This is a genomic window from Saccharothrix sp. CCNWYY140 (assembly GCF_037401995.1).
In the GTDB taxonomy this organism is placed as follows: Bacteria; Actinomycetota; Actinomycetes; order Mycobacteriales; family Pseudonocardiaceae; genus Actinosynnema.
Window position 1 is genome coordinate 21,859 of sequence record NZ_JBBEGC010000031.1, and the last position, 10,029, is coordinate 31,887.

The window sequence follows — 10,029 nt, forward strand, 5'->3', positions numbered from 1 at the left end:
CCTGGGGTGTGCCGAAGCTGGGGTTCAATGCCTGGGTCAGAGCGGGACTTGCCAGGTCACGCGGGTGCCGCCGCCGGGGACCGCGACCGCCGAGGACGTGCCGCCGCGGCGGGTGGCGCGGTGTTCCAGGTTGCGCAGGCCGCTGCGGGCGATGCGGTCGGGGATGCCGACGCCGTCGTCCAGGACGGTGATAGTCAGCTGGCCCGCGGCCTCGACGGTGAGGGTGAGGGTGGCCGCGCGGGCGTGTCGGACGGCGTTGCTGACCGCTTCCCGCACGACCGCCTCGATGTCCTCGGCCAGCTCGTCGGGCACGGAGTTGTCCACGGTGCCGGTCATCCGGACGGTCGAGGTGAGCGGGGCGTCGTCGGTCAGTTCGGAGACCAGGTCGAGCAGGCGGCGGCGCAGGCCCGGGGCGTCGTCGGAGGTCTGGAGGTCGAAGATCGACGTGCGGATCTCCAGCACGGTCTCGTCGAGCTGCCTGACCGCCTTCTCCACCCGTTCGCGGATCCTCGGCTCCCGGATCGACGCCACCGCGCCCTGGAGGCTCATCCCGGTCGCGAACAGCCGCTGGATCACGTGGTCGTGCAGGTCGCGGGCGATCCGGTCGCGGTCTTCCAGCACGTCCACCAGCCGCCGCGCCCGCTGGTTCTCCGCGAACTCCAACGCCACCGCCGCCTGGTCGGCGAACGACGCCAGCAGCGGCACCTGGTCCGGCCCGAACGGCGACCCGCCCTTCTCCCGCGCCACCAGCAGCACGCCGGTCACCGACGACCCCGTCCGCAGCGGCACCGCGACACCCGGGCCGACGTCCACGGCCCGGCCCCACAGCTGTCCCTCCAGGTCCTCGACCAGCAGCGGGGCCGCCGAGGACAGCACGTCCCCGGCGAACGAGCCCTCCACCGGCAGCTCGCCGCCGACCAGGTCCTCCACGCCGGTCCCCGCGCCGGCGGCGATGCGCAGCCGGCCGTCCTCCGCCAGCAGCACCACCGCCAGCGCCGCCGCCGACAGCTCCCGCGTCCGCTGGGTGATCAGCGACAGCGCCGCCTCCGCCGACGCGCCGCCCAGCAGCTCGCCGTTGACCTCGGCCGTCGCCTCCAGCCACCGCTCCCGCATCCGGGACCGCTCGAACAGGCGGGCGTTCTCGACCGCCACGCCCGCCGCCGCGGCCAGCGCCGAGAGCACGACCTCGTCGTCGGCGGTGAAGTCCGAACCGTCGATCTTCTCGGTCATGTAGAGGTTGCCGAACACCTCGTCCCGGACCCGCACCGGCACGCCCAGGAAGCTGTGCATCGGCGGGTGGTTGGCCGGGAAGCCCACCGACGCGGCGTGCTGGGACAGGTCGTGCAGCCGGATCGCACGCGGGTCCTTGATCAGCAGGCCGAGCAGGCCCTTGCCCTGCGGCAGGTGCCCCATCCGGGACCGGGTCTGCGGGTCGATGCCCACGTAGACGAACTCCGACAGGCCTTCGCGCGGCCCGAGCACGCCCAACGCGCCGTACCGGGCGCCGACCAGCTCGGTCGCCGCCTGCACGATGCGCTGCAACGTCGAGTCCAGCTCCAGACCGGAGCCGACCGCGAGGACGGCGTCCAGGAGGCGCTGCATCTTGTCCCGCGTGGAGGCGATCTCGGTCAACCGTTCCCGCACGCCGTCGAGGAGCTCGTCGAGCCGCAACCCGCCCAGCAGGTCACGCGACTCCTCGGATCCGGTCATGGCGAAAGCCTGTCACGCGGCCAACCCGACGGCAAAGCACCGCGTGGCGCCTCACCCGAGCGCCTGGCGCACGCCGTGCGCGATCTCGACGTCCTCCCGCGCCTCCACGACCCAGACGTCCGCGTCGGAGCGTCCCGTGCTGATCCGCTCGTCACCCTCCCGCTCGGCGTTGCGCTCCGGGTCCAGCTCCACGCCCAGGAACGCCAAGCCGGTGACAGTGTCCGCGCGCACCTCCGCGTCGTGCTCGCCGATGCCCCCGGTGAACACCAGCAGGTCCAGGCCGCCCAGCGACGCCGCCATCGCCGCCACGGACTGGCGCAGGCGGTGGACGAACAGGTCGACGGCCAGGCGGGCGTTCTCGTCGTCGGCGGCGCGCAGGTCGCGCAGGTCCGCGTGGCCGCCCACGCCGAGCAGGCCCGACCCGTGCTCCAGGCCGTCGTTGACCTCGTCCAGGCCCAGCCGCCCGTCCAGCAGCCACACCAGCAGGCCCGGGTCGAGGTCGCCGCTGCGGGTGGCCATCGCCAAGCCGCCCAACGGGGTGAACCCCATCGTGGTGTCCACCGAACGGCCGTCGCGCACCGCCGCCAGCGAGCAGCCCGCGCCCAGGTGGCAGGTCACCACCCGGGTACCGCCGCCGGCCAGCTCCACAGCCCGGCGCGCGGCGTAGGAGTGGGACAGGCCGTGGAAGCCGTAGCGCCGCAGGCCGAACCGCTCCCGCCACCGCGCGGGCAGCGGGTAGGTGGCCGCGACCGGCGGCAGGGTGGCGTGGAAGGCCGTGTCGAAGCACGCCACCCTCGGCACGTCCGGCAGCAGGGCGGTCACCGCGTCGATCCCGGCCAGCGCGCGGGGCTGGTGCAGCGGCGCGAGGTCGGTCAGTCGTTCGATCTCGGCGCGGGCCTTGTCGTCCAGCACGACCGGGGAGGTGAGGTCCGCGCCGCCGTGCACCACGCGGTGGCCGACGGCGTGGACCTCCGGGAAGTCCTCGGGCAGGTGGACAGCGCGGCCGTCCCACCGCTCGACGTGGTGCCGGCCGAGCAGTTCGTCGTGCTCGCCCAGCACGCTCAGCTTCAGGCTCGACGAGCCCGCGTTGACCACCAGGGTGTTCATCAGCAGGGCCACGTCCAGTCGCGGATCTCGGGCAGGTCCTCGCCGTGCTCGCGGATGTGGGCGTGGTGGCGGGTGCGCTGGTCCTGCATGTGCCGGCGCAGCAGCGCCGCGCGCGGACCCAGGCCCGGGACCCGGTCCACCACGTCGATGACCAGCCGGTACCGGTCCATGTCGTTGAGCACGAGCATGTCGAACGGGGTCGTGGTGGTGCCGACCTCCTTGTAGCCCCGCACGTGGATGTTGTCGTGGTTGGTGCGCCGGTAGGTCAGGCGGTGGATCAGCCACGGGTAGCCGTGGTAGGCGAAGATCACCGGCTTGTCGGGGGTGAACAGCGCGTCGAACTCGCGGTCCGGCATGCCGTGCGGGTGCTCGGTCTCCGGTTGCAGGCGCATCAGGTCCACCACGTTCACCACGCGGACCCGCAGGTCGGGCACGTGCTCGCGGAGCAGCGCGGTGGCCGCCATGACCTCCATCGTGGGCGCGTCGCCCGCGCACGCCAGCACCACGTCCGGGTCGCCGTCCTCGGTGCCCGCCCACTCCCAGATGCCCGCGCCGCGCGCGCAGTGCAGCGCCGCTTCCTCCGGGCCCAGCCAGTCGGGGGTCAGGTTCTTGCCCGACACCACGACGTTGACGTGGTCGCGGCTGCGCAGGCAGTGGTCGGCGACCGACAGCAGGGTGTTGGTGTCCGGCGGCAGGTAGACCCGCACGACCTCGGCCTTCTTGTTCATCACGTGGTCGATGAACCCGGGGTCCTGGTGGGAGAAGCCGTTGTGGTCCTGCCGCCACACGTGCGAGGACAGCAGGTAGTTCAGCGACGCCACCGGCCGCCGCCACGGCAGCTTGCGGTGCGTGCCCAGCCACTTGGCGTGCTGGTTGAACATCGAGTCCACGATGTGGGTGAACGCCTCGTAGCAGTTGAACAGGCCGTGCCGCCCGGTCAGCAGGTAGCCCTCCAGCAGGCCCTGGCACAGGTGCTCGGACAGCACCTCCACCACGCGGCCGTCGGCGGCCAGGTTCTGGTCGGTGGGTTCGGTCCCGATCTGCCACTGCTTCCCGGTCGCCTCGAACACCGCGTCGAGCCGGTTGGACGCGGTCTCGTCCGGGCCGAACAGGCGGAAGTTGCGCTGCTCGGCGTTGAGCGTGAACACGTCCCGCAGCATCCGACCCAGCGCGCGGGTCGGTTCGGAGGAGGTGGTGCCGTGCTTGGCCACCTCGACGCTGTAGGCCCCCACGCCCGGCAGCCGCAGTTCGCGCAGCAGCAGGCCGCCGTTGGCGTGCGGGGTCGCGCCCATCCGCTTGTCGCCGCGCGGGGCGAGTTCGAGCAGCTCGGGCCGGGGGCGGCCGTGGTCGTCGAACAGCTCTTCCGGCCGGTAGGAGCGCAGCCACTCCTCCAGCAGCCGCAGGTGCTCGGGGTTGTCGCGGACGCCGGCCAGCGGCACCTGGTGCGACCGCCAGGTGCCCTCCACCGGCACACCGTCCACTTCGGACGGACCAGTCCAGCCCTTGGGGCTGCGCAACACGATCATCGGCCACTTCGGGCGTTCGCGGGAGGTCTTGATGTGGTGCAGGTCGTCCAGCACGCCGTCGAGCACCTCGGCCATGCGGGCGTGCATCTCCGCCGGGTCGTCACCCTCCACGTAGGACGGCGCGTAGCCGTACCCGCGCAGCAGGGCGTCCAGCTCGTCGTGCGGGATGCGGGCCAGCAGGGTCGGGTTGGCGATCTTGTACCCGTTGAGGTGCAGGATCGGCAGCACCGCGCCGTCGCGCACCGGGTCCAGGAACTTCGCGCCGTGCCAACTGGCCGCCAGCGGCCCGGTCTCGGCCTCGCCGTCGCCGACCACGCACGCCACCAGCAGGTCCGGGTTGTCGAACGCCGCGCCGAACGCGTGCGCCAGCGAGTACCCCAGCTCACCGCCCTCGTGGATGGAGCCGGGCACGTCCGGGGCGACGTGGCTGGGCACCCCGCCGGGGAAGGAGAACTGCCGGAACAGGGTGCGCATCCCGTGCTCGTCGCGCGGCACCTCCGGGTAGTTGTCCCCGTACGAGCCCTCCAGCCACGTGTTGGCCAGCAGCGCCGGACCGCCGTGGCCGGGGCCGGTCACGAACAGCACGTCCAGGTCCCGCTCCCGGATCACCCGGTTGAGGTGGGCGTAGAGGAAGTTCAGGCCCGGGGTCGTGCCCCAGTGCCCGAGCAGCCTGGGCTTGATGTGCGCGGGCGTCAGGGGCTCGCGCAGCAGCGGGTTGTCCAGCAGGTAGATCTGCCCGGCGGCCAGGTAGTTCGCCGCCCGCCAGTAGGCGTCCACCAGGTCGAAGCGGTTGCTCGCCGACATCTCACTCCCCGTCGATCGGCCGGACGACGGCCAGCGGGCAGGTCGCGTGGTGCACCAGCGCCTGGCTGGTCGAGCCGAGCAGCATCCCGGTGAAACCGCCGTGCCCGCGGCTGCCCACCACGAGCAGTCCCGCACCCTCCGCCTCGGCCAGCAAAGCACGCACCGGGCGGTCCCGCACCACGAGCCGCTGGACCACCACGTCCGGGTACTTCTCCGACCGGCCCGCGAGCCGCTCCGCCAACACCCGTTCCTCGGCCGCCTCGACCTGCGCCCAGTCCACCGCCAACCGGCTGCCGTACGCGCCGTCCACCAGGAAGTCGGTCCACGCGTGCACCGCCTTGAGCGGCACGCCCCGCGCCGAGGCCGCCTCGAACGCGAAGTCCACGGCCTCCTCACTGGCCGGCGACCCGTCCACGCCGACCACCACGGGACCGTCGGCGTGGTCCTCGCCGCGCACGACGACCACCGGGCACTTGCCGTGCGCGGCCACCGCCACCGCCACCGAGCCCACGACCAGCCCGGTGAACCCACCCAGTCCGCGCGAGCCGAGCACGACCAGCCGCGCCCGCTCCGACTCCCACACCATCGCCCCGGCCGCGCCGGAGTGCTCCAGCGCCACCTCCACCTCGACGTCGTCCGCCGCGCGGGCGGCGGCCTCGGCCTCGGCCAGCCACCGCTTGCCCTGCTCCTCCAGCGCCCGCCGCACCTCGTGCCCGGTCAGCACGATCTCCGGGTAACCCCGCGTGGGCACCAGGTACGCGTGCACCAACTTCACCGGCACCCGGTGCCGCCGCGCCTCCCGGGCCGCCCACGCCACCGCCGACAGCGCCGACGCCGACCCGTCCACACCCACCACCACCGGAGTGGTCATCACGGTCCTCCTCAAGACGTCCGGACTCCGACGCTAGGCACGCGGCCGGCCCCGGACAGCGGTCGGAAGGCCGCGGCCCGGCGGTGCGGTGGTCCCGGTCGGGTCGGGACCTTCGACCGTGTGAGAGCCCCCGGCGCGCACCGACAGTGGGAGGTGACCGGATGAAGGAGTGTTCGCGAGGTGAGTGCGATGGCAGAGGTGACCGAGGCGCTGGGCTTGGCGCGTGAGGACGTGCGGGAACTGCTGCACACTGCTTCGCTCGCCCCGTCGGTGCACAACACGCAACCGTGGCGGTTCCGGCTGGCCGGCGACCGCATCGAGCTGCACCCCGACCTGGACCGGCGGCTGCCCGCCACCGACCCCGACGACCGCGAGCTGCGCCTGGCCTGCGGGGCCGCCCTGTTCAACCTGCGGCTCGGGCTGCGGGCGCGGGGCATCCGGCCGCTGGTGACCCTGCTGCCCGGCCACGACGCGCCCGGCGCGCTGGCGACCGTGCGGCGCGGCGGCGCGCTGCCCCTGGACGAGGACACCCGGCGGCTGGTCGCCGCAGTCCCGGCCCGCCGGTCCAACCGCAAGCCGTTCCGGGACGTGCCCGTGCCCGTCGCGCACCGGCAGGCGCTGGTGCGCGCCGCCGAGCGCGAGCGGTCGTGGCTGCACGTCGTCGACGACCGCGCGGAACGCGCGCGGCTCCAGGCCCTGGTGGCCCGCGCGCACCGGGCGCAGGCCGCCGACGAGGGGGTGCGCGCCGAACTCGCCGCCTTCACCGGTGCCCGCACGGATGACGGCGTCCCGCCCGCGTCGGCCGGCGTGCGGCCCGCGCCCCAGGACGAGTGGGCGCTGCGCGACTTCCAGGCGGCCGACCGCGCACCCGGCAAGGACTACGAGTCCGATCCCCTGATCGTGGTGCTGTGCTCCTACTACGACGGTCCGCTGGCCGAGGTGCAGACCGGTCAGGCGCTGCAACGCGTGCTGCTCACCGCCACCACCCTGGGCCTGTCGGCGTCCTTCCTGTCGCAGGCCATCGAGGTGCGGGCGGTCCGCGACGAACTGCGCCGGTCGCTGGGCGGGGTCGTCCCGCAGGCCGTCCTGCGCATCGGCTTCGGCACGCCCGTGGCCCCCACGCCCCGGCGGGCGGTGGACCAGCTCCTGCCGGCGGAGCAGCCCGTGACCGCGTGAGGCTCTACCGGCCGTTTCCGCGCGGGGTGCGCGGGTAGCCGTCCGACATGGACGACACCGCCTTCCCCATCCACGACTACGACCACCTCACCGCCGGCGACCTGCGCCACCGGGTGCGGTCGCTGTCGGCGGAGGACCTGCGCCGCGTACTGGACCACGAACGCGCCCACGCCCACAGGACACCCGTCCTGCAACTGCTGACCACCCGGTTGTCCGAGGTGGAGCACGGCGCGGAACCCGCCCACGGCGACCAACGCAACGCCCCGTCCACCGGCACCACCCGCCGCGCCCCGGACGTCTCCCCGGCCCACTCCCCTGACCCGGGCACTCCCCTGCGCCACGGCGTCTCGAACCAAACCCCGTCCCGCGGCCGTCCGTGACACCTTCCGGGCTTCGCGCTGGGACTGGACCTCATCCTCGACGGGCATCGACCGTCTGGCAGCGCCGCCCGGTCGAGTGGTTTAGGTACCACCCCGACCGGGGCCGGGCACCCACCCCGCATGACCACGCGAACACTCGTCGCCGTGCTCGTCTGCGCCGCGGCGCTCCACGCACCGGCGGCGCACGCCGATCCGGAAGGGGCCATCGCCTGCGGCACCACGCCGGAGGACCGCGTCACCTCGCGCGCCGAGACCCAGTCCAGATCGCAGTCCTGGTTGGACGAACGCGTGCCGTACAACCAGAACGCCTGCCACCGCAACGCTTTCGGCGACTACCGCACCGACTGCTCCGGCTACGTCTCGATGGCGTGGGGCCTGACCCACTCCCGCACCACCACCACGCTGCGCGAGGTCGCCACCGAGATCCCGCGCGCCGACCTGCTCCCCGGCGACGCCCTGGCCAACGCCAACCACGCGGCGCTGTTCGTGGGGTGGGCCGATGAGGCCAGGACGGAACCCGTGGTCCGCGAGCAAACCGGCCCCGATGGCCAGCCGCCCGTGGAACGCAAGTGGACGTCCGGCACCGCCGCCGGCTACACGCCCTTGCGCTACTACAAGGTGGTCGACTAGGTGTCAGACGGCTGAGGCGGGCGCGAGTGCGGCCAGCTCGGGGTTGGGGATGCGGGAGTCGAAGTCGACCCAGATGCGCGTGTCGCGGCGGCAGTCGTAGCGGCGGCACACGCCGGGGCGGCGGTCGTAGACCTGGCAGCCCAGGGTGCGCTCGTCGGTGTGGACGCAGTAGCCGTCGGCGCGCTGCCGGTTGAGGTAGGGGCGGGCGATCTCCCACTGCACCGCGCCCTCCTCGACGTCCTGGCGGCTCAGGGCGAAGCGCAGCCGGCAGCACGCCGCCCGGCACAGCGGCAGCCTGCTCGCGCAGTCGATCTCCACCCGCTCGGTCTCCAGGGCGTACTTGTCGGCCTCCTCGGACAGCTGGACGGCGTTGTCCGCGTCGCTGTCGGCTCGCAACCGCCCCTCCAGGGCCCGCTGGCGCCGGTTCACCTCGTCCAGCCCCACCACGCCCCGCGCGATCAGCACCTCGGCCAGCGCGAACACCTGCGCCGCGAGTTGGACCGTCAGCTCGGTGTTGAGCCCCAGGCGGCGGAAGGTCTCGTGGAAGCCTGACAGCACGGCGGCGGGTTCGAGTTCCGGCTCCATCATCGGCATGGTTCGAGCGTGGGCGGGTGGCCGGGCCTTGCGGAAGGGGCTGCCAGACGCCGTGAGAGGCAGTCCCGCTTGCCCTCGGGGGCAGGATGGGGGTGTGTCCGAACCGACCGGCAACCGTCGTGCGAGCACGGCCGTGTGGTTCTTCCGCCTCGGCTGGGTGGCGGTGCTGGCGTGGGGTGTGTGGTTCCTGCGCGACAGCCTGCCCGCCGCCGCGCTGCTGGTCGCCGGGGTGGTCGTGCTCGCCGTGGGTGCGACCGGGATCGCTGCGCCGCTCGTCCGGCGGCGGCCGGGTGACCACGTGGCCGGCGGGTGGGTGCTCTGCGCCGTCGCCGGGCTGGTGCTGATCGGCGGCGGGGTCGTCCTGCTGGTGACCGGGTAGTTCTGCTCGTGACCGGGGTAGTCGGTCAGTCGGGCGGGATCGTCGCGCCGAACAGGTGGGCGTCCACGATCGTCTCCGACGCCTCCTCGCCATCGCCCCGCCGGAAGTGGAGCACGCCGAGGGCCGCACCGGCGGCCACGTGGGCCAGGGTGTCGGTGGTGGCCGTCTGCGCGGCGGTGAGCCCGTCCACCGGGATCTCGCCGAGGAGTGCGCGGCCCACCGCGTCGAGCACGCGCGGGTCGGCGCGGTGGCCGGTCAGGTCGGGGGTCGTCGGGCGGCGCTCGGCGTAGTCGCCCTCGTTGAGCCAGTCCGCGTAGGCGGCCAGCGCCTCGCGGGTGTCGTCACCGAGACCGTTGTCGCCGAAGACGTTCGTGGTCTCCATGTACGCCCACAGGCCGGGTCCGGGGTCGTGCGCGTCCAGGGCGGCCTCGGCGACGGCGATGTGACCCGCGACGGCCGCCACCGTCTCCGGCGGCGCCCACCCCCGCGCGAACATGGCCCGCGCGACCGCGCCCTCCCGGTCACCCCGGCAGCGGGCGGTCAGCGAGGCGATGCTCGCCGCCACTGCGGCTGCCGCCCGGTTGCCCGCCTCCATGAGCACGTCCCCGGCGTCGTCCAGGTCGGACTGCGCGTCCTCCAGCAGGCCGGCGGCGAAGCGGACCAGGCCGCGGTCCAGCAGCGCGGCACCCCGTGCGCCGCTCTCGTCCGCCGCGTCGACCCGTGCGTCGAACACCTCGAAACCGCTGTCGTGTGACCACATCAGTCCTTCAGGTTACGGGAATCCGGACTGCCCGAACGGGCAGGAAATGCCACCCACCGGGTCGTCTGCGCCACCCTTCCGGCGGGGTGTCC

At 73.6% G+C, this 10,029-nt stretch carries 10 protein-coding genes; 4 read left to right on the forward strand and 6 right to left on the reverse strand.

The window, feature by feature from the left end; translation table 11 throughout:
• Positions 1–36: 36 nt before the first annotated feature.
• From WBN91_RS16690 to WBN91_RS16705, 4 genes are read right to left on the reverse strand one after another with little or no spacing between them, the layout of a single operon-like run.
• The gene (locus WBN91_RS16690; protein WP_337723637.1) at positions 37–1,710 is read right to left on the reverse strand and encodes a sensor histidine kinase; all 1,674 of its coding nucleotides are present in this window, start codon (positions 1,708–1,710) and stop codon (positions 37–39) included.
• A gap of 51 nt (positions 1,711–1,761) precedes the next feature.
• Positions 1,762–2,817, reverse strand: a complete 1,056-nt coding sequence (locus tag WBN91_RS16695; protein WP_337723638.1) for an acetate/propionate family kinase — start codon at positions 2,815–2,817, stop codon at positions 1,762–1,764.
• Entirely contained in the window at positions 2,817–5,147 is a 2,331-nt protein-coding gene (locus tag WBN91_RS16700) for a phosphoketolase family protein (protein WP_337723639.1), read from the reverse strand. The genes WBN91_RS16695 and WBN91_RS16700 overlap by 1 nt, the downstream gene beginning before the upstream one ends.
• A 1-nt stretch (position 5,148) precedes the next feature.
• Complete coding sequence (locus tag WBN91_RS16705; protein WP_337723640.1) at positions 5,149–6,018, reverse strand: universal stress protein; 870 nt, start codon at positions 6,016–6,018, stop codon at positions 5,149–5,151.
• Positions 6,019–6,207: 189 nt separating this feature from the next.
• Here WBN91_RS16705 and WBN91_RS16710 point away from each other — a divergent pair, with 189 nt between their 5' ends.
• The 3 genes from WBN91_RS16710 to WBN91_RS16720 all read left to right on the forward strand — a co-directional run bounded on the left by WBN91_RS16710 (position 6,208) and on the right by WBN91_RS16720 (position 8,204).
• Entirely contained in the window at positions 6,208–7,194 is a 987-nt protein-coding gene (locus WBN91_RS16710) for an Acg family FMN-binding oxidoreductase (protein WP_337723641.1), read from the forward strand.
• Between the two features lie 47 nt (positions 7,195–7,241).
• Positions 7,242–7,574 (forward strand): hypothetical protein, encoded by a 333-nt coding sequence (locus WBN91_RS16715; RefSeq protein ID WP_337723642.1) that lies wholly within the window; start codon positions 7,242–7,244, stop codon positions 7,572–7,574.
• 120 nt (positions 7,575–7,694) lie between these two features.
• Positions 7,695–8,204: a hypothetical protein gene (locus WBN91_RS16720; RefSeq protein ID WP_337723643.1), complete on the forward strand. Its 510-nt coding sequence runs from the start codon at positions 7,695–7,697 to the stop codon at positions 8,202–8,204.
• 3 nt (positions 8,205–8,207) lie between these two features.
• Here WBN91_RS16720 and WBN91_RS16725 read toward each other — a convergent pair whose 3' ends face one another.
• Entirely contained in the window at positions 8,208–8,798 is a 591-nt protein-coding gene (locus tag WBN91_RS16725; protein WP_337723644.1) for a YkgJ family cysteine cluster protein, read from the reverse strand.
• 94 nt (positions 8,799–8,892) lie between these two features.
• Between WBN91_RS16725 and WBN91_RS16730 the strand changes: the two genes are divergently transcribed.
• Positions 8,893–9,177 carry a hypothetical protein gene (locus WBN91_RS16730; protein ID WP_337723645.1) on the forward strand — a complete coding sequence of 95 codons (285 nt, stop codon included), beginning with the start codon at positions 8,893–8,895 and terminating at the stop codon, positions 9,175–9,177.
• Positions 9,178–9,202: 25 nt separating this feature from the next.
• On the opposite strand, the gene WBN91_RS16735 is transcribed toward WBN91_RS16730, so the two are convergent.
• Entirely contained in the window at positions 9,203–9,937 is a 735-nt protein-coding gene (locus tag WBN91_RS16735; protein WP_337723646.1) for a hypothetical protein, read from the reverse strand.
• Between the last annotated feature and the right edge of the window lie 92 nt (positions 9,938–10,029).

What these genes read in the sequence shown, in the direction of transcription:
- WBN91_RS16690 (WP_337723637.1), bottom strand. Translation starts at nt 1,710, where the DNA reads ATGACCGGATCCGAGGAGTCGCGTGACCTGCTGGGCGGGTTGCGGCTC.
- WBN91_RS16695 (WP_337723638.1), bottom strand. Translation starts at nt 2,817, where the DNA reads ATGAACACCCTGGTGGTCAACGCGGGCTCGTCGAGCCTGAAGCTGAGC.
- WBN91_RS16700 (WP_337723639.1), bottom strand. Translation starts at nt 5,147, where the DNA reads ATGTCGGCGAGCAACCGCTTCGACCTGGTGGACGCCTACTGGCGGGCG.
- WBN91_RS16705 (WP_337723640.1), bottom strand. Translation starts at nt 6,018, where the DNA reads ATGACCACTCCGGTGGTGGTGGGTGTGGACGGGTCGGCGTCGGCGCTG.
- WBN91_RS16710 (WP_337723641.1), top strand. Translation starts at nt 6,208, where the DNA reads ATGGCAGAGGTGACCGAGGCGCTGGGCTTGGCGCGTGAGGACGTGCGG.
- WBN91_RS16715 (WP_337723642.1), top strand. Translation starts at nt 7,242, where the DNA reads ATGGACGACACCGCCTTCCCCATCCACGACTACGACCACCTCACCGCC.
- WBN91_RS16720 (WP_337723643.1), top strand. Translation starts at nt 7,695, where the DNA reads ATGACCACGCGAACACTCGTCGCCGTGCTCGTCTGCGCCGCGGCGCTC.
- WBN91_RS16725 (WP_337723644.1), bottom strand. Translation starts at nt 8,798, where the DNA reads ATGCCGATGATGGAGCCGGAACTCGAACCCGCCGCCGTGCTGTCAGGC.
- WBN91_RS16735 (WP_337723646.1), bottom strand. Translation starts at nt 9,937, where the DNA reads ATGTGGTCACACGACAGCGGTTTCGAGGTGTTCGACGCACGGGTCGAC.